At 51.7% G+C, this 19,316-nt stretch carries 19 protein-coding genes; 8 read left to right on the top strand and 11 right to left on the bottom strand.

The features are described 5' to 3' along the window. Positions 1–118: 118 nt before the first annotated feature. From ruvC to aspS, 4 genes are all read right to left on the bottom strand, one after another. A complete protein-coding gene (gene ruvC, locus ACN28R_RS09010) occupies positions 119–640 on the bottom strand; it encodes a crossover junction endodeoxyribonuclease RuvC (RefSeq protein ID WP_048639968.1) in 522 nt (173 codons plus the stop codon). A gap of 63 nt (positions 641–703) precedes the next feature. Further along, positions 704–1,447 (bottom strand): YebC/PmpR family DNA-binding transcriptional regulator, encoded by a 744-nt coding sequence (locus tag ACN28R_RS09015; RefSeq protein WP_048639148.1) that lies wholly within the window; start codon positions 1,445–1,447, stop codon positions 704–706. 23 nt (positions 1,448–1,470) lie between these two features. Beyond that, positions 1,471–1,923, bottom strand: coding sequence for a dihydroneopterin triphosphate diphosphatase (gene nudB / locus ACN28R_RS09020; protein ID WP_183092051.1), 453 nt, complete (start codon positions 1,921–1,923; stop codon positions 1,471–1,473). Then, entirely contained in the window at positions 1,916–3,712 is a 1,797-nt protein-coding gene (aspS, locus tag ACN28R_RS09025) for an aspartate--tRNA ligase (protein ID WP_095834198.1), read from the bottom strand. Before aspS ends, nudB begins: the two co-directional genes overlap by 8 nt. A gap of 265 nt (positions 3,713–3,977) precedes the next feature. On the opposite strand from aspS, the gene ACN28R_RS09030 reads away from it, so the two are divergent. From ACN28R_RS09030 to cmoB, 4 genes are all read left to right on the top strand, one after another. Then, positions 3,978–4,790: a DUF72 domain-containing protein gene (locus ACN28R_RS09030; protein WP_048639151.1), complete on the top strand. Its 813-nt coding sequence runs from the start codon at positions 3,978–3,980 to the stop codon at positions 4,788–4,790. Between the two features lie 189 nt (positions 4,791–4,979). Further along, positions 4,980–5,375: an MAPEG family protein gene (locus tag ACN28R_RS09035; RefSeq protein WP_048639152.1), complete on the top strand. Its 396-nt coding sequence runs from the start codon at positions 4,980–4,982 to the stop codon at positions 5,373–5,375. Positions 5,376–5,594: 219 nt separating this feature from the next. Further along, positions 5,595–6,338, top strand: a complete 744-nt coding sequence (gene cmoA / locus ACN28R_RS09040; protein WP_095834199.1) for a carboxy-S-adenosyl-L-methionine synthase CmoA — start codon at positions 5,595–5,597, stop codon at positions 6,336–6,338. Next, positions 6,335–7,306 (top strand): tRNA 5-methoxyuridine(34)/uridine 5-oxyacetic acid(34) synthase CmoB, encoded by a 972-nt coding sequence (gene cmoB, locus ACN28R_RS09045; protein ID WP_095834200.1) that lies wholly within the window; start codon positions 6,335–6,337, stop codon positions 7,304–7,306. Before cmoA ends, cmoB begins: the two co-directional genes overlap by 4 nt. Positions 7,307–7,371: 65 nt before the next feature. Here cmoB and ACN28R_RS09050 read toward each other — a convergent pair whose 3' ends face one another. Then, entirely contained in the window at positions 7,372–7,914 is a 543-nt protein-coding gene (locus ACN28R_RS09050) for a flavin reductase family protein (protein WP_048639969.1), read from the bottom strand. A gap of 482 nt (positions 7,915–8,396) precedes the next feature. Here ACN28R_RS09050 and ACN28R_RS09055 point away from each other — a divergent pair, with 482 nt between their 5' ends. Continuing rightward, entirely contained in the window at positions 8,397–8,606 is a 210-nt protein-coding gene (locus ACN28R_RS09055) for a hypothetical protein (protein WP_048639155.1), read from the top strand. Between the two features lie 145 nt (positions 8,607–8,751). Here the strand turns inward: ACN28R_RS09055 and cutC are convergent, their stop codons facing one another. Then, the gene (gene cutC / locus ACN28R_RS09060; RefSeq protein ID WP_048639156.1) at positions 8,752–9,510 is read right to left on the bottom strand and encodes a copper homeostasis protein CutC; all 759 of its coding nucleotides are present in this window, start codon (positions 9,508–9,510) and stop codon (positions 8,752–8,754) included. A 249-nt stretch (positions 9,511–9,759) separates the two neighbouring features. After that, a complete protein-coding gene (locus ACN28R_RS09065) occupies positions 9,760–10,335 on the bottom strand; it encodes a VOC family protein (RefSeq protein ID WP_372490562.1) in 576 nt (191 codons plus the stop codon). A 750-nt stretch (positions 10,336–11,085) separates the two neighbouring features. Between ACN28R_RS09065 and argS the strand changes: the two genes are divergently transcribed. After that, entirely contained in the window at positions 11,086–12,816 is a 1,731-nt protein-coding gene (gene argS / locus ACN28R_RS09070) for an arginine--tRNA ligase (RefSeq protein WP_095834201.1), read from the top strand. Positions 12,817–12,979: 163 nt separating this feature from the next. Here argS and murJ read toward each other — a convergent pair whose 3' ends face one another. The 4 genes from murJ to rimJ form a co-directional block, all read right to left on the bottom strand. After that, on the bottom strand, positions 12,980–14,515 hold the full coding sequence (gene murJ, locus ACN28R_RS09075) for a murein biosynthesis integral membrane protein MurJ (protein WP_095834202.1): 1,536 nt from the start codon (positions 14,513–14,515) through the stop codon (positions 12,980–12,982). Between the two features lie 128 nt (positions 14,516–14,643). Further along, positions 14,644–15,612, bottom strand: coding sequence for a Gfo/Idh/MocA family protein (locus ACN28R_RS09080; protein WP_095834203.1), 969 nt, complete (start codon positions 15,610–15,612; stop codon positions 14,644–14,646). 32 nt (positions 15,613–15,644) lie between these two features. Next, positions 15,645–16,280, bottom strand: a complete 636-nt coding sequence (locus tag ACN28R_RS09085; protein WP_095834204.1) for a YceH family protein — start codon at positions 16,278–16,280, stop codon at positions 15,645–15,647. 9 nt (positions 16,281–16,289) lie between these two features. Further along, positions 16,290–16,874, bottom strand: coding sequence for a ribosomal protein S5-alanine N-acetyltransferase (rimJ, locus tag ACN28R_RS09090; RefSeq protein ID WP_095834205.1), 585 nt, complete (start codon positions 16,872–16,874; stop codon positions 16,290–16,292). Between the two features lie 316 nt (positions 16,875–17,190). Between rimJ and mdtH the strand changes: the two genes are divergently transcribed. After that, positions 17,191–18,396 carry a multidrug efflux MFS transporter MdtH gene (mdtH, locus tag ACN28R_RS09095; protein WP_048639162.1) on the top strand — a complete coding sequence of 402 codons (1,206 nt, stop codon included), beginning with the start codon at positions 17,191–17,193 and terminating at the stop codon, positions 18,394–18,396. 156 nt (positions 18,397–18,552) lie between these two features. Then, complete coding sequence (gene grxB, locus ACN28R_RS09100) at positions 18,553–19,200, top strand: glutaredoxin 2 (RefSeq protein WP_095834206.1); 648 nt, start codon at positions 18,553–18,555, stop codon at positions 19,198–19,200. Positions 19,201–19,316: the final 116 nt, after the last annotated feature.

Genomic DNA, 19,316 nt, shown 5'->3' on the forward strand with positions numbered 1-19,316 from the left:
TATTTTATACCCACTAGATTTCAAGATGTGGGCAGGCAGCCGACACGCCCGCAACTTGAAAGATTATGGCTATAGCTTATAACATAAAAAAGGCTGGATGAATATCCAGCCTCCAGTTTCAACGCAACCGCCTTGGCGCAATCCGCCGCTTTTCAACGCCAATTCGAATAAGGCTCTGACTGGAATGGCAGTGGGTGATAGCAATGGCCAGCGCATCGGCGGCATCGGCCTGCGGACTGGCGGATAACTTGAGCAGGGAACGAACCATGTGCTGTACCTGTTTTTTATCAGCCGCCCCGGTTCCCACCACGGTCTGTTTCACCAGCCGGGCCGCATATTCAAACACCGGCAATTCCTGATTCACCGCGGCAACGATCGCCGCGCCGCGCGCCTGTCCCAGTTTTAGCGCCGAGTCCGGATTCTTTGCCATAAAAACTTGCTCAATGGCGAAACAATCCGGACGAAACTGCGTGATGATTTCACTCACTCCGGCATAAATCAGCTTGAGCCGCGTGGGTAAATCGTCGACCACGGTGCGGATACAGCCGCTGCCGAGGTATGAAATCTGACGCCCCTGTTGGCGAACAAGGCCATAGCCCGTTACGCGCGAACCGGGGTCAATGCCGAGTATAATGGTCATCGCCATGCTCCCCCGGCTCGCCGGATAGAAAGGTATGCCTTTCCCATCACCGCGCCGTCATAATTATAGTAATGCCGCCACCTCATCGGAGATCTCACCGTTGTGGTAAACCTCCTGTACGTCATCACAATCTTCCAGCATATCGATCAGGCGCATCAACTTCGGCGCCGTTTCCGCGTCCATATCCGCTTTGGTTGAAGGGATCATGGAAACTTCGGCGGATTCAGCCGTCAAACCTGACGCATCCAACGCATCTTTAACTTCACCAAAGGTTTCCCACGGCGTGTATACGTCAATCGCGCCGTCGTCATAAGTCACGACGTCGTCCGCGCCGGCTTCCAGCGCCGCATCCATCACCGTATCTTCATCCAGACCCGGCGCATAGGAAATCACGCCCTTTTTACTGAACAGATAGGCGACGGAGCCATCGGTGCCCAGATTACCGCCGCTCTTGCTGAACGCATGACGAACCTCGGATACGGTGCGGTTGCGGTTGTCGCTCAGACATTCAACCATCACCGCAGTGCCGCCAGGGCCGTAGCCTTCATAAATGATGGTTTCCATGTTGGCGTCGTCATCGCCGCCGACACCGCGGGCGATGGCGCGGTTCAGGGTATCGCGCGTCATATTGTTGGACAGTGCTTTATCGACGGCGGCACGCAGGCGGGGGTTAGCCCCCGGATCACCCCCGCCCAGCCTGGCGGCGGTAACCAGTTCGCGGATGATCTTGGTGAAAATTTTACCGCGCTTCGCGTCCTGCGCTGCTTTACGATGCTTTGTGTTGGCCCATTTACTATGACCTGCCATAAAAATCTCCGAAAAAAGCCTGTTCAGGCCGGATAAATAACGAATTCCTCAATCGCCTGCCGGTTGCTCCACGACTTGGTAAGCTGCGCCGCGCTTGGCGCATCCAGCCACTGGTAAGCAAGGTGTTCGGTAATCACCACCTCGCGCTCTTCGGGCAACGCCAGACAGAACCAATGTTCGGTGTTACGCGTTACCCCCGGCGCATAGCGACGTCTTAAATGAGCAAATAGCTCAAACTCAATGCAGCGCTGGCAGTCAAAGAGTGATAATGCCTCGGCGGATATATCAATATTAACCTCTTCTTTGACTTCACGCTGTGCGGCGCAGGCGGTACTTTCCCCCTCTTCAAGGCTACCGGTGACGGATTGCCAGAAGTCAGGGTCGTCACGCCGTTGCAGCATCAGCACCCGCCCGGTATCACGGGCATAAATCACCACCAGAACCGAAACGGGTCGCTTGTATGTCATGTCACTGATTCTCGAAATGGCTGTCTTGCGCCGTTTTCGCTTTTCCCACCACCGCAATGGAAAGTTCATCCAGCGCCGCCGGGTTGGCAAAACTTGGCGCTTCCGTCATCAGACAGGCGGCAGCCGTGGTTTTCGGGAAAGCGATGACATCACGAATATTATCGGTACCGGTCAGCAGCATTACCAGACGATCCAGCCCGAAAGCCAAACCGGCGTGCGGCGGCGTGCCGAATTTTAACGCATCCAGCAGGAAGCCAAACTTCTCACGCTGTTCGTGTTCATTGATTCCCAGAATACCGAACACCGTTTGCTGCATGTCGCCGTTATGAATACGCACCGAACCGCCGCCGACTTCATAGCCGTTCAGCACCATATCATAGGCGTTGGCGATCGCGGATACCGGGTTCGCCGCCAGATCGCCAGGCGTCATATCGCGCGGTGCGGTAAACGGATGGTGCATGGCAGCCAGGCCGCCTTCGCCATCGTCTTCAAACATCGGGAAATCAATAACCCACAGCGGCTGCCAACTGTTCTCTTTCGTCAGGTTCAGATCGCGGCCCAGTTTCAGACGCAGCGCGCCCAGCGCATCCGTCACCACTTTGGCGCTGTCCGCGCCAAAGAACAGGATATCGCCATCAGCCGCGCCGGTACGTTCCAACAGCGCGGTCAGCACCGGCTCGCTGAGGAACTTCGCTACCGGACTCTGTACGCCTTCAAGACCTTTGGCGCGCTCATTGACCTTGATATAGGCCAACCCTTTCGCGCCATAAATTTCGATAAATTTGCCGTACTCGTCGATCTGTTTACGACTCAGCTGCGCGCCGCCCGGCACACGGATAACCGCGACACGGCCTTTAGCATCATTTGCCGGACCAGCGAACACCTTAAATTCAACGTCTTTGACCAGGTCGGCCACATCCACCAGTTCCAGCGGATTGCGCAGATCCGGCTTGTCCGAACCGAAACGGCGCATGGCTTCGGCGAAGGTCATGACCGGGAAATCCCCCAGATCGACGTTTTTAATTTCCAGCCACAACGCGCGCACCAGTTTTTCCATCACTTCACGCACCTGCGGAGCGGTCATGAACGAGGTTTCCACATCGATCTGGGTAAACTCAGGCTGGCGGTCGGCACGTAAATCTTCATCGCGGAAGCATTTGACGATTTGATAATAGCGGTCAAAACCGGACATCATCAGCAGCTGTTTGAATAGCTGAGGCGACTGCGGTAAAGCGTAAAATTTGCCCTTATGCACCCGGCTTGGCACCAGATAGTCACGCGCCCCTTCCGGCGTCGCCTTGGTCAACATCGGCGTTTCAATATCCAGAAAGCCGTGATCGTCCATAAACCGGCGGACAAAGCTGGTGATGCGGGCGCGGGTTTTCAGGCGCTGGGCCATCTCAGGACGGCGCAGATCCAGATAACGGTACTTAAGACGCGCTTCTTCGGTATTAGTCTGATTCGAATCCAGCGGCAGCGGCTCCGCACGGTTGATAATCGTCAGCGCCGTGGCAAGAATTTCAACTTCACCGGTGGCCATATCTTTGTTGATCTGATTATCCGGGCGGGCACGTACGACGCCTTTAAGCTGAATGCAGAATTCGTTGCGCAACTCGGCCGCCTGTTTCAGCACATCTTGACGATCCGGATCAAAAAATACCTGAACCAGGCCTTCACGGTCACGCATGTCGATGAAAATCAAACCACCCAGATCGCGCCGGCGGTTAACCCAACCGCACAATGTCACTTCCTGGCCCACGTGGGACAAATTCAACTGTCCGCAATATTCAGTACGCATCGCTATGTCCTTTTACTCAGCCGCACAACTCACCCCTTTTCGCAGCGCTTGGCCGCTGAAAAGCCGTGGTCTCTTTGCTGAACGGCATGGTTTTTCTGGATTACTGTCCGGTGAAAAAAGGCGGCTATTATAAAGGAAATTCACTCGGACGATAAGTGTGAAGGTAACGCTCTGCAGGTTGTCCGCCCACTCTTTTTGATAATTCCCATTATCGGTTAATGAAATGATCGCTAATATAGCGTTAATTTGTTACTGGAACAGAATAATGTATATCGGATTACCGCAATGGCAACATCCTGCCTGGAGCCGTCTAGGATTGCACGATCTGGCCGACTATTCCCGCTATTTTAACTGCGTTGAGGGAAATACCACCTTTTACGCCCTCCCCAACCGGGAACTGGTGCTGCGTTGGCGTGATATGACGGGGGATGATTTCCGCTTCTGTTTTAAATTTCCGTCCGCCATCAGTCATCAGGCGGCGTTACACAACTGCGAGCAGGATGTACTCAACTTCTTCCAGTGTCTGGAACCGTTGGCTCCGCGTCTTGGACAACTCTGGCTGCAACTGCCCGCCGTCTTCGGTCCGGCGCAGCTTCCGGCGCTGTGGCGCTTCCTTGATGCGTTGCCGCAAGAGTTCAGCTACGGCGTTGAGGTTCGCCACCCGCAGTTTTTCGCCAAGGGCGATGATGAACGCGCCTTGAACCAGGGATTGCAACAACGCGGCGTTAACCGCACGATTCTTGATAGCCGGCCGGTCCATCACGCCGCCCCAAGCAGCCCGGCGATACGTGACGCGCAGCGCAAAAAACCGCGTCTGCCGGTGCATGCCGTCTTAACCGCTTCACAGCCCATCATTCGTTTTATCGGCAGTGAAGAGCTGCAGGAAAATCTGCACTGGTTTCAACCGTGGTTGAACAAGCTGCCGCAGTGGACGTCCGCTCAGCCGTTTCTGTTTATACACACGCCCGATAACGGCGGTTCACCCGCGCTGGCGCAACAGCTCTGGCCGTTGCTGACCGCGATCATTCCCTCAATGCCGCCGCAGCCAGACTGGCCGCAACAGGCATCGCTGTTTTAATCAATGCGCTCAATCACTGGCAACGGTTGATAACGATAATCGATTCATGATCCATTAGTCCTTTTATTTATAAAAGATTCGGTAAGCGCATTCATTTCCAATAAAAAAAATTGGCTTTCCAGGAGACAGTTTTGCTACGGGAAGCTATTATTCCGCAAGCCGTTTTCGGTTAGATCATGGAGTTAAATAATGGTAAGCGCACTCTACGTAGTGCTTGGCGCATTGTTGCTGATAAAGCTATCTGTCGACGTTGTTAAACTCAGGATGCAGTACCGTGTAGCCTACGGCGACGGAGGCTTTTATGAACTGCAAACCGCTATCCGGGTTCACGGCAATGCAGTGGAATATATTCCTATCGGCGCGATTCTATTAGTGTTGATGGAGATGAACGGCGCGATCGTGGCAATGATTCACCTATGCGGTATTTTGCTGATTGTCGGGCGTTTATTCCATTACTACGGGCTGCATCAGCGTGAATTTCGCTGGAGACGTTCAGGCATGGCGGCAACCTATATTTCACTGCTCCTGATGTCTCTGGCAAATCTCTATTACCTTCCATGGGAAATGGTATTTACCTTGTACTGACCGATCGTGGAGCCACGCGATCGCCCGGAAAGTGATAGCGCCAAGAGAATAGAGACCGACGATTATCCCTACCGCGCCGGGCACAGAATAGCGATTTGATTTCCGATCGCCGCAAGCCGACCCGCTCGCTATCTGAAAGATGACGGCGATACATGCTTTATTACGCCATTCTGCTAGAATACGTTCCCTCATTTATTTATCTCAGCCATTACTTTTGTCATGCCAAACCGCGACATGCTTTTTTCCGCTCCTATCGCCAGCTTAGGCGACTGGACATTCGACGAACGCGTTGCTGAAGTCTTTCCCGATATGATTCAGCGATCGGTTCCCGGCTATTCCAACATTATTTCAATGATTGGCATGCTGGCGGAACGTTTTGTGCAACCAGACAGCCAGATCTACGATCTGGGTTGTTCGCTAGGCGCGGCCACGCTGTCGATGCGTCGAAATATTCACGTACCGGGCTGCAAAATCATCGCGGTGGATAACTCCCCGGCGATGGTAAAACGCTGCCGGAATCATATTGATGCCTTCCGCTCCGACACGCCGGTCGACATTCTTGAAGCCGATATCCTTGATGTTGAAATCGAAAATACCTCCATGGTGGTTCTGAATTTCACCCTTCAGTTTCTGGCGCCGGAAAACCGTCAGCTATTGATCAACCGGATTTATCAGGGATTAAGGCCCGGCGGCGCGCTGGTGTTGTCCGAGAAATTCAGCTTCGCCGATGCCGAAGTGGGCGACCTGCTGTTCAATATGCATCTCGACTTCAAACGAGCAAACGGCTACAGCGAATTAGAAATAAGCCAGAAACGCAGCATGCTGGAAAACGTCATGCTGACGGATTCCGTCGACGCCCATAAAAACCGGCTGAAACTGGCGGGTTTTGAGCACGGTGAACTCTGGTTCCAGTGCTTTAATTTCGGTTCATTATTAGCGATCAAAACAGGGGAACAGGCGTGATCGACTTCGGCAACTTTTATCAGCTAATCGCTAAAAGTCCCCTTAGCCACTGGCTTAATACGCTGCCCTCACAGTTGAGCAGTTGGCAGCAGGAGTCACTGCACGGCAAGTTCAAACTGTGGTTTAACACGCTGGAACATCTGCCGACCCTAACGCCCACCCATCTGGATCTGATTGACGGCGTAACCGCCAGCATGACGCCCGACATTTCCGCCGGACAGCGGGAAGGAATAGAAATGCTGCTGCGCAACCTGATGCCGTGGCGAAAAGGTCCATTTTCCCTTTACGGGGTCAATATTAACACCGAATGGCGATCCGACTGGAAATGGCAGCGCGTGCTTCCCCATATCAGTCCGCTGCGGGATCGCCTGATTCTCGATGTCGGCTGCGGCAGCGGCTATCACCTGTGGCGGATGGCGGGAGAAGGCGCGCGTCTGGCTGTGGGCATCGACCCCATGCAGCTATTCTTATGTCAGTTTGAAGCGGTACGTAAACTGCTGGGCGACGATCAGCGCGCTCACGTTCTGCCCCTTGGCATCGAACAACTACCCGATCTGGCCGCATTTGACACTGTTTTTTCCATGGGCGTGTTGTATCACCGTCGTTCCCCGCTCGACCATCTGTGGCAGTTGAAAAACCAACTGGTGTCCGGTGGCGAGTTGGTGCTGGAAACGCTGGTCATAGAAGGGGATGAAAATCAGGTGCTGGTGCCGGGAGAACGCTACGCTCAGATGCGCAATGTTTACTTTATCCCCTCGCCCGCCGCGCTGACGCAGTGGCTGCAAAAATGCGGTTTTGTGGATATCCAGGTGGTGGACATCTGCACCACCACACCGGATGAACAACGCAGAACAGACTGGATGATCACCGAATCACTGGCTGATTTCCTCGATCCGAACGATCGGAATAAAACCATTGAAGGTTATCCTGCGCCGACACGCGCCGTGTTGGTGGCACGTAAGCCTTAACACGCTCGGCGGCTGTTATGTCGGGGCATAAGCCCCGTCATCAATAGGGGGAGCATGATGAAGCGCTAAAATACGTCCGGGAGCTTAGAGCGCATCATCTCCCTTCTGTCAATCCGCTGCCCATCTACGATGAACGTTCCATCGCCCACGGCGTGGAGCATTCTCTTCTCGGCTCGCGCATCGTCGTAATACGCGGCAATACCGTCAAGCACGATAATGCTATGTTGGTCGATGATGTCGACAACCCGGCATTCGATATTTGCCAGGCTCTCTTTGATGAGCGGCGCTTTAACATGCCGACCGCGCACTGGCGTGAGCCCGAACTTGCGAAACTTATCGGTGTCTTTCCCTGAACATGTTCCAATACCGACAACCGTATCGATCATGTCGACCGTGGGAATTGAAATCACACACTCTTTTGAGGTTTGAAGCGCGGCGTATGAATAGTTCCACGGCCCGGTCGTAATGGCGAATGATGCCGAGAACCCCAAAACCATCGTCCAGGTGATGGTCATCACATTATCTTTCTGACCATCGTGGGTCGTAACCAGGATGACCGGTCCCGGTTCTATCAGCGTGAACGCTTGCTCAATGGGAAGATCTTGCATATTCGCCTCCATCCTACGATCTATAGTATAGATTTTAGCCTACGACAGCCATGCGCGCCGCCAAGTCGTTAACGAAGATGGCGTGCCTATACATGGTTTTTATGAATATCAGCGAGAAATATATTCGCACAGCTGTTCTTTATATAACGTGCTTACGAGCGTGCTGTTACCGCAACCCGGTGGATCGGTAATAACGATCTTCATTTTCTTTCTGTTGCAAACACCGCAACTTACCTATAACTATAATGAATAGAATGTTATCAATTCATGCTTTGACATGTATAAACTTCCGGTATGCGTCAGGACGGCGACACCGCTAATGCGGCCTCTCCGCGTGAAGATGAGAATGGCAATAATCTTGGCAGAGCGATGCGGCACATATAATAGGTTTCTATCCTATGATTTCCGTGATAAAAGAATGGCACATAATTATCTGAATTATTTCAATTTTATTACAAGCAACCATACTGCAAGGCACCAAAATGAAAACCGTAAAAGCGATGAATATGCAAGAGGCCCGGCAACTCCTTAGCGCAGGGCGATATCAGAAAGTTGAATTGGCTTTCGACATTAGCAGTGATGAATTTTTCCAGGTCGCGAGCGAATGGTGCGCCCGTGGCGCAAAAATAAAACATGAGAATGGTAATTTCGTTTTGAAAATCAAAAGCGTTTGTCATCCATCAGAAAAATGACCCGCCATTATCGTTCGGTGCGCACCCGGCATATAAAGAAAAAAAGCCCCGGCAACACGCCGGGGCTTGGTACTCGCAAGCAAACCTGATGGTAAGCTGCGCGGCAAGGTGCTCTGGCAGGCTGAGGTCGCTCAACCTGAAATGTTTATGAAACCGACGATGCCGTGCGATCTGAACTTAACGCTCGCTTCATTGCCGCGACCACGTCGCCATCGACACAATATTGGTTGAACTCATCAATATCGGTATCCGTGCACATGGAAACGCCAATTTTACGATACCGCATCACTGATGGAGCCCACAGCCCTGCGGAGCTGTGTAATTCCCGAATACCGCTTTGCTGAAACTTGTGGAGATTGGTTAACCGCACACCGGATCCGGCCATAATGATTGGACCGCAACTGGCATGAGTTAGTTCACGCAATAATGCTAATCCGTTTTCTGCCGTCTGCTGTTGCCCGGATGTCAGGATGCGGGCGATCCCCAAATCAGTCAGCTGTTGCAGCGCAACATGCGGATTCAGGCACAGATCAAATGCGCGATGAAAAGTAACCTCCATGCCTTGAGACAGGGCCATTATTTCTTTCATCCGTGGTAAATCAATATGTCCTTCCGCGTCAAGAATACCCACGACAACGCCGGGAAACCCCATATCCTTCATTAGTGCAATATCGTGTTTAATCGCGGCGAATTCCGTTTCACTGTAACAAAAATCACCGCCGCGAGGACGGACCATCGGATGAACGGGAATAGTTATTTTTTCACGAGCAACCCGCAATAGACCGTATCCCGGCGTTAATCCGCCATCCCGTAGCCCGGAACAGAGTTCAACCCGATCGGCTCCTGCCTGTTCCGCGGTCACTGCGCATTCGATGCTATAGCAGCACACCTCCAGTTTTGCCATCTCCACCTCCATTAAAACCAATAAATTGCATTTCTCTTTTTAGACAAAGAGTGAGCCTATCCTAATAACGGGAATAACTAACTATGGCATTCATGCGAGCGCAGTAAGGAGACGATGGTCACAATGAACGAGATAAGTAACAGAAACAAATATGACATAAACCACAATTTTATTAATATTTTTTAACGTGATGATTAGGCACCAAACTAATTAATTGTCATTAGCTAAAATGGTCACTTGTAATCATTTTTATTTGCTATCGTTTTCACTTATGACAATTTCGCGAATATCAAATGAATGAAATTTTATGGTTACCTTACCATTAGACGCAGCCAAGGTCGGATTAGGCAGCCTCTCTTTTTCACCCTGCGGTGAATTAAAGTTGAGTTTCACCCCGTGCGAACACAACGCTTCGTCGGATAAACACGCCAGCGCCCTCTGATACAGCGTATCAGGCTCTCCCGGCAAGACTAATTCCACATGCTCCCACCCTTCATGGGGATAATGTTTCTTCCCTGGCCAGGGTAACTCGATACAATCAATCTTCCATGGGCCGACGTTGACTTTAGAATCCAATATAAACAAGCAGATAATCCGCCCATTAATCATTTTTTCAGAAAACAACGTCCCGATGCGCAGCAATTGCGCTTTCCAGCGTTCAGCGGTCACATTTTGGTGACAACGCAACGAAATATGATCGGCGCGGAATTGCGTCAGATCCAACTTAAGTAACGCGGCCAAATCACTTAAGTCTTGTTCAAAACGCTGTAAATCCAGTAGCAGATCTTTAGGTAACATAACGGATATAAACTCCTTACTAGTTATTTAAACTGTTAAAGAATAATTTACATGGCGATAATATCCGTATCCATAATTTTTTGTTAATAAAGCTATATTTTTTCTTTCCGCGCTTGCTCATACTTTCAGCGTAAAAAACAGCCATAAGATTATTATGATAAGGGCGAAGCAAAAAGATTGATTAATAAACATATCGCCAACATCACTTCATACCGCAGGGTGTAACGAACACCCCCTGATAGGCTTACTAAACCCAGTGTTATAGGTGAGTAAAAACCGATGACCATGCTACTACATTAAGTAGAAATAGTATAAATGCCTTTTATTGTCCCTCTGCGTATATACGCAGCCCATGTACCATACATACTCCATTTTGTTGAGAGTTATCTTAAATAAAATTCCCCCCATTGAATGAAGAAAAAAAAAAGGATAATTTGAGCTATCAAATAATAATCTTGAGTCATAATCATGGTGCTATTAATCATTTCCATTCTGCTGATTATCATTGCGGCCTATGCTATTTTTCGCCACTTTAGAGTCAGGAATGAACAAAAAATCGGGGCGCATCCCAGAACCAGAAAACGTTAACGAAGGCGTATTTATTGTTGCGGTATTTTTACATAAAAATTATAGCGTTCCCTTAGTATTTTCTATTTTTTCATTTCATTCACCCACGTTTAATGTAGGCATGCCATCCGTTGCGCTCCCCCCCATCTGCTGACTCGTCAAGGCAAATATGGTATAAGCAGGGCTTGATTTTTTATTTAAGGTAAACCGGTGAACATACAGGCTCTTCTTTCCGAAAAAGTCAGCCAGGCATTGACCGCAGCAGGGGCTCCTCTCGGGAGCGAAGCTCAGGTCCGCCAATCGGCAAAAGCACAGTTTGGTGATTATCAGGCCAACGGCGTGATGGCCGTGGCCAAAAAACTTGGCATGCCGCCTCGTCAATTGGCGGAAAAAGTGGTTCAGCTTTTAGCGTTGGACGGCATCGCAACAAAAACAGAAATTGCAGGCCCCGGCTTTATTAACATCTTCCTTGATAAACAGTGGGTTGCCGACCAGGTAGAGAATGCGCTGAGTACGCCGAAACTGGGCGTGGCGCCGGTTGAACCACAGACTATCGTCATCGACTACTCCGCGCCCAACGTCGCGAAAGAAATGCATGTGGGTCACCTGCGTTCCACCATTATTGGCGATGCCGCCGTTCGTACACTGGAGTTCCTTGGCCACCATGTCATTCGAGCCAATCATGTCGGCGACTGGGGAACGCAGTTCGGCATGCTGATCGCCTATCTCGAAAAAGTGCAGAATGATAATGCCGGCGAGATGGCGCTGGCCGATCTTGAAGCGTTTTACCGTGAAGCGAAAAAACATTACGACGAAGATGCCCAGTTCGCTGAAAAAGCCCGCGGCTATGTGGTGAAGCTACAAGGCGGCGACGAATATTGCCGTCAGATGTGGCGCAAGCTGGTTGACATCACCATGACGCAAAATCAGCTCACCTATGAGCGTCTTAACGTCACGCTGACCAAAGATGATGTGATGGGCGAGAGCCTGTACAACAGCATGCTGCCAGGCATCGTCGCAGACCTGAAAGCGAAAGGCCTGGCGGTTGAGAGCGAAGGCGCCACGGTGGTATTCCTTGATGAATTTAAAAACAAGGAAGGCGAACCGATGGGCGTCATCATTCAGAAGAAAGATGGCGGCTATCTCTACACCACCACGGACATTGCCTGCGCGAAGTATCGTTATGAAAAACTGCATGCCAATCGCGTGCTGTACTACATCGATTCACGCCAGCACCAGCACCTCACGCAAGCCTGGACCATCGTGCGTAAAGCCGGTTATGTCCCGGATTCCGTCAGCCTGGAACATCACATGTTCGGCATGATGCTGGGCAAAGACGGCAAACCGTTTAAAACGCGTGCGGGCGGTACGATTAAGCTTTCCGATTTACTGGATGAAGCTTATGAGCGCGCTTGTAAACTCATCGCGGCAAAAAATCCGCAAATGGACGACGATGAATTGCGTGCGTTGGCGAAGGTGGTGTCCATCGGCGCGGTAAAATATGCTGATCTATCCAAAAGCCGCACCACTGATTACATCTTTGACTGGGATAACATGCTGGCATTTGAAGGCAATACCGCGCCTTATATGCAATATGCCTACACTCGCGTGGCATCCATCTTTAAACGCGCGGATATTCAGGAAGATAGCCTGACGCAGCCGGTTATTCTGAGCGACGAACGTGAATTTGTTCTCGCCACCCGCCTGCTGCAGTTTGAAGAGACCATCACGACTGTCGCCCGCGACGGCACGCCTCACGTGATGTGCGCTTATCTATACGATTTAGCTGGCCTGTTCTCCGGTTTCTACGAACATTGCCCGATTTTGAATGCGGAAAACGATGGCGTTCGTCAAAGCCGCCTGAAACTGGCGCTGCTGACGGCTAAAACGCTGAAGCAAGGTTTAGATACGCTGGGTATTGAAACCGTAGAGAAGATGTAATCTTTACCACCACCGCCATTCCCCTATCACTTCCGTTCCGTCATCCCCGCTCAGGCGGGGATCGCCTTCCGCTGGCAGCGCCGCGTCCCGGCACGGGCGGGGATGACGGATTGACGGGTTAGGTCGTCGTCAAACCGACGCCCGTCTCCGGGCGTTGATTATCTCAAAGGCTGCGGCGGGCAAAATCCCGCGGACGAAAACCCAATAAGGCCAAGGCGGCAAAGTAGGCTCCCGCCCCGGCCACCACAACCGCCAGCAAACGGAAAATCCTGAAAGTCATACCGCCCACATCCCAGGCCGGCATCCACCACAGCATCGCGACCAATACCAACGACATCACAATAACGGCGACGGCAAGTTTCGACAGGAAACTGAACCAGCCCGGTTGAGGATGAAAAATGTCCTGCTTGCGCAATTGCCAGAACAGCAGTCCCGCATTCAGGCAGGAGGCCAGCCCAATAGACAAGGCCAGTCCGGCATGTTGCAGCGGTCCGATGAAGATCAGGTTCATGATCTGGGTCAGGATCAAGGTGACTATCGCGATTTTTACCGGCGTCTTAATATCCTGCCGGGAGTAAAAACCGGGAACCAGCACCTTCACCACGATAAGCCCCATCAGCCCCACGGAATAAGCGATTAACGCACGCTGAGTCATCGCCGCATCAAAAGCGCTGAATTTCCCGTATTGGAATAGCGAAACCGTCAGCGGCTGCGCCAGAATCCCTAATGCGACGGCGCTCGGCAGAGCCAGCAGAAAACACAGGCGCAATCCCCAATCCATCAAACGGGAATATTCATCATGATCGCCGCTGGCAAAACTTTTCGCCAGTGAAGGCAGCAGAATTGTCCCCAGCGCCACGCCAAGTACGCCCGAAGGAAATTCCATCAATCGATCGGCGTAGTACATCCACGACACCGCCCCTTCACTGAGGAATGAGGCGAAAATGGTGTTAATGATCAGGGAGATTTGACTAACCGAGACCCCCAATACGGCGGGCGCCATCAATTTCATCACCCGCCAGACGCCGGGCTCCCGCCATTTAATCCGGGGCAGGACCAGCATACCGATCTTCTTCAGGTGCGGCAGTTGATAACCCAGTTGCAGCACCCCGCCAACCAGCACGGCCCAGGCCAATGCCATCACTGGCGGATGAAAATAGGGCGTGGCGAACAACGCAAAGCCGATCATGCTGACATTTAATAGCGTCGGAGCAAAAGCCGGCACCGAAAACCGGTTCCAGGTATTTAGCACCGATCCCACCATCGATGCCAGTGAAATCAATAAGATATAAGGGAAAGTGACGCGCAGCAGCGCCGATGTCAGTTCAAACCTATCGGCAGTAGCCGCAAAACCGGGCGCCGTCACCATAATCACCCATGGCGCCGCCACCATCCCGGCCACCGTGACCAGCGCCAGAATCAGCGTCAGCATACCGGAAATGTAAGCAAGAAAAGTTCGGGTCGCTTCATCGCCCTGCTGGCTTTTATATTCGGCCAGAATGGGAACAAAGGCCTGAGAGAACGCCCCTTCAGCGAAGATACGGCGCAACAAGTTGGGAAGTTTAAAGGCCACAAAAAAGGCATCTGTCGCCATTCCGGCGCCAAAAACCCGCGCCACGATTGCATCACGCACAAAACCTAAAAGGCGCGAAAGCATGGTCATTGAACTGACGGCTGCCAGTGATTTAAGTAAATTCATCCGATTTTATTCTGAAATGTTCGGGGGTTCCGATTGACCCTTCTGCGGTCATCCTGATTTCGCGGTGCGACTAGTCTACGCATTGCGCGCTCAATAGCTACCAGGGATTGTGATAACCGCTGAATTTTTCAGCTCATTCTCAATAGTTCTTCTATTACTCGCTGGGCCCGTAATGCCTGGTAGCCCGATGTTTCCGCCGGTTTCTGTTGTTCCAGCGAATCAATAAAATGATTCACCGCGCCGACAAATCCCCGTTGCTCCAGCGTGGTTTGCCAGGACGGTACTGATTGTTGCGTCGTCAGCCCGCGATGTTCCTGACGCCACTCCTGCATATTGTCAACCTGATAAAGCGCACCGTCGGTCACGGCCTGCACCCGTTCTCGCTGGCTACCGGCACGGCGGTGCATACTGGTGGTTATTTGTCCGCCATCGGTCTGAAAATGGTGTTCGGCATAGTGAAGTTGCCCTTCCGTATTACATTGCAACACGCCGCTGACTAACCTGGCCTTTCCTTCCATCAGCCAGAGGGCCGTATCAACCACATGCAGATAATCATCCAGCAGGGTAAATCGCATGTCCTGCGGCCCCACATTATCAATACGATGTTTATCCATTCGTAGCGACGCCGGCTGTTTTAATTGATGCTTTAACTGCTGGTATAACGGCGCAAAACGTCGGTTAAATCCAACCATCAGCACCTTTTGCCGCTGCTGCGCCAGTTCAATCAGCGCTTCAGCCTGTGCAATCGTCTCCGCCAGCGGTTTATCGACATACACATGAACGTCAGCGCTCAGTAGCGTACTGACGACGGAGAAATGCGTAGCGGTGCTGCTGTGAACAAAAATAGCGTCGCACGCCGCCGCCAGGGTTTCCAGATCGGTAAAGGCGTCCATCCGATACTGCCGGCAAATGCGTTGCGTCTTGGTCCGATCGGGAGAAAAAGCGCCGATCAATTGCCAACGATTAGCCTGAGTGAGTATCGGTAAATAGGCTTTTTGCGCAATTGAACCTAATCCCACGATACCAATTCGGGGCGTGTTGCCCAGCGAATCAGGATTTGTTGCATGATTGGCTTCCGCCAATGAACTCGCTACCATGGATATCTCTCTACTAACGATTTACCTGCTATTCACGATAGCAGTTCGGCAAGCCGCCGCTTAAGCTCCGCGACGTCCTTCTCCAGCGCGTCAACTCGGGCGGCTAAAGAGTGATCCGCCGCATCCTCCTCCGTTGCCGGCGTCAATTCCTCGTTCAGCTCGCCGCTGAAAAGATGCATATAACGACTTTCACGCTTGCCGGGTTCACGAGCCAGACGCGCCACAAACGGCCCATCTTCGCGCTGCTGCAGGTGTGTCAGCACGGTTTCCACTTCACTCATGTCGGCGAATTCATGCAGCCGAGCAGCCCGCGTCCGCAGTTCGCCGGGCGTTTGCGCGCCACGCAGCAGCAGCGTCGCCACCAGCGCCACTTCGGCGGGGGAAAATTTCAGATCGCCAAACTCTGAATTACAAAAGCGGTGCTCATATTTGACCACCCGATTGCCAAATCCACTGAGCGTGCGCAGGAAATGTTTTTTCACCAGCAAATCGAGCGTCTGCTGAACGTCGCTTTCACTCAGCTCCATCACCGGTTCACGATTCGTTTTCTGATTGCAGGCCGTGGTCACGCCGTTTAACGACATCGGGTATTGTTCCGGCGTGGTAATCTGTTTTTCCAGCATGCAGCCAATCACTCTCGCTTCTTTGGCGCTTAACTGATATTTCATCATGATTCCTCAGCGTTGTGGCTTCCACTCATTATTTGTCAGCGCGGTCAAAACGTGATCCTGCCATTTCCCATCGATAAGCAGATAATCTTTCGCGTAACCTTCCCGCTCAAAACCCAATCGCGCCAGTAAATTCCCGCTGCGGTGATTATGCGGCATGTAGTTGGCCATAATCCGGTGCATATGCTGCTGACGCTGCATATAGCGTATGGCCGGTTGCAACGCTTCGAACATCAGCCCCTGCCCTTGCCATTTTTGGCCGAGGGAATACCCCAGATAACAGGCATGGAAGGCGCCCCTAAGCACATTGCTGAAATTCGCCACTCCCCAAACCTCATTTTCTTTTGGATCAAGCAGCAAAAAATAGTAGGCGCTGCCTTGTTTATTCATATCACAGATCATACTCAGGCGCGACTGCCAGCCGGACGGGTAACAATGACTGATATCCCGGATGGGTTCCCAGGGCTTAAGAAAATCACGATTCTCTGAATAGTATTCCGCCAGACGCCAGGCATCACGCTCATGAGCCAAACGCACCACCATCCGCTCGGTTGTTAAATGAACTTTTGATGGCGTAGAACGATAGCCAAACATTCCCCCCCCTAGGTTGCGGGTTGCTCGATAAGAAAAATTTATCAGGATGAAAAGGTAAATAACTTCTGTCAGCAGAAAATATTGTTTACTGCTGATAACACTTACTATAACCGGAGAAATTCTCCATCGTAAAACCCCCTTCGCTGAGTTATTGCTCAATCGGCCCGATAATCCTGAATTTTCTATAGAAAATGTTACTCAGATATCATTCTGACGATAAAAAAATATTATCCATCAACAGGCTATCCCAAACGAAAAATAGAGTACAAAATAGTCACTGCCGTTATTTTTTCTTCCTTCTTCTTCGTGGTGAAACATGCCTCTGATGTCGCAAGCTCGGAGCTTGGGTAAATATTTTCTATTAGTGGATAATATGCTGGTGGTTTTGGGCTTTTTTGTCGTCTTCCCCCTTATATCCATTCGCTTTGTCGATCAGCTAGGCTGGGCCGCGCTATTAGTCGGTATTGCTCTGGGCCTACGCCAGTTTATTCAGCAAGGGCTGGGGATTTTCGCCGGCGCGATTGCCGATCGCTTCGGTGCAAAACCGATGATCATTACCGGAATGCTGTTACGCGCTTTCGGTTTCGTATTTATGGCTATCGCCGACCAACCCTGGCTGTTATGGTTGGCCTGCGCGCTTTCCGGGTTGGGCGGGACGTTATTCGATCCGCCCAGAACCGCGTTGGTCGTTAAGTTGATCCGCCCCCAGGAACGCGGGCGTTTCTATTCCCTGCTGATGATGCAGGACAGCGCCGGGGCGGTAATCGGCGCGCTTATCGGCAGTTGGCTGCTCCGCTACGATTTCGAACTGGTTTGCTGGGTCGGCGCCCTGATTTTCGTGCTGGCGGCGGCGATGAACTGGCGATTCCTGCCAGCCTATCGCACGTCGACGGCCAGAACTCCCATGCAAGAAGGCATGACGCGCGTCATCCGAGATCGGCGTTTCCTGACCTATGTGCTTACCCTGACCGGATATTACATGCTGTCTGTTCAGGTATTACTGATGCTGCCGATTATGGTGAATGAAATCGCCGGCACGCCAACGGCGATAAAATGGATGTACGCCATCGAGGCAACGCTGTCGTTGACATTGCTGTACCCCATCGCCCGCTGGAGCGAAAAGCATTACCGTCTGGAGCAGCGTCTGATGGCCGGATTACTGGTGATGTCCGTCAGCCTGTTTCCGATTGGGTTGACCACCAGCCTGCAATCCTTACTGATGTTAATCAGTCTGTTTTATATCGGCTCGATCATTGCCGAACCCGCCCGTGAAACGCTGGGCGCCTCGCTGGCCGATTCTCGGGCGCGGGGCAGCTATATGGGATTTAGCCGTCTGGGATTGGCATTGGGAGGCGCCATTGGTTATAGCGGCGGTGGTTGGCTGTTCGACGCCGGACATGCATTGAATCAACCCGAACTGCCCTGGTTTATGCTGGGCGTTATCGGCTTCCTGACGCTGGGCGCGTTGTATTGGCAGTTCAATTTGCGCCGCATTGAACCCGCGATGCTTGGCGGTCACTGATCCCCCTATTTTACCGGCGTATTTGATCTCGCCGGTAAAGCGCCTCATACTTTCCTAATACATTCAATTGATTGTTACGCCATCGTTTGATGGCTAGTTTCATTCACGGCCGCCTATGCGGCCATGGTCTTATCAGTGAATCAGAGGATACCGAGTATGAAATTATATGTTTACGATCACTGCCCTTATTGCATAAAAGCACGCATGATTTTCGGCCTGAAGGATATCCCTGTCGAACTGCTGATTTTAGCCAATGACGATGAAGAAACGCCCAAAAAGATGATCGGGCAAAAAATGGTGCCGATCCTGCAGAAAGATGACGGCAGCTTCATGCCTGAAAGTATGGATATTGTTAATTTTATTGATCATTACGATAATAAACCGCTATTAACCGGCCCAACCAACCCGGCAATCAATGCCTGGTTGCGCAAAGTCTCCGACTATACAGCCCGGTTGGTTATTCCACGTTTTGCAAAAGCCGCCTTTGAGGAATTCGCCTCCGCATCGGCCCGGCAATACTTCATCGATAAAAAAGAGGCGCAGATAGGCAGCTTTGCAGAGCACCTCAGCCATTCCGCGGGCCTGATTAAAAAACTGAATAATGATCTGCTGGAACTGGATCCGCTGATCGTTCAGCCAAATGCCTGCAATGGCGAATTATCCACCGACGATATTCACCTGTTCCCCATGTTGCGTTCCCTGTCGATCGTGGCTGGCGTCACACCGCCGTCACGCGTCGCCGCCTATCGTGACAACATGGCCAAACAAACGCAGATCACCTTACTGAGCAGCCTCGCACAATAAGAAATGCAACGGCTCGCGCCCCATGCCCGATGTGGAGCGTATAATGCCATGACCACAGATAGCGCGACTTTCAGCGCTATCTGATTGGTGAAACCCTCCTCGCGGTGCACCCTGAA

The sequence above is a fragment of the Brenneria goodwinii genome (assembly GCF_002291445.1).
Classification (GTDB): Bacteria; Pseudomonadota; Gammaproteobacteria; order Enterobacterales; family Enterobacteriaceae; genus Brenneria; species Brenneria goodwinii.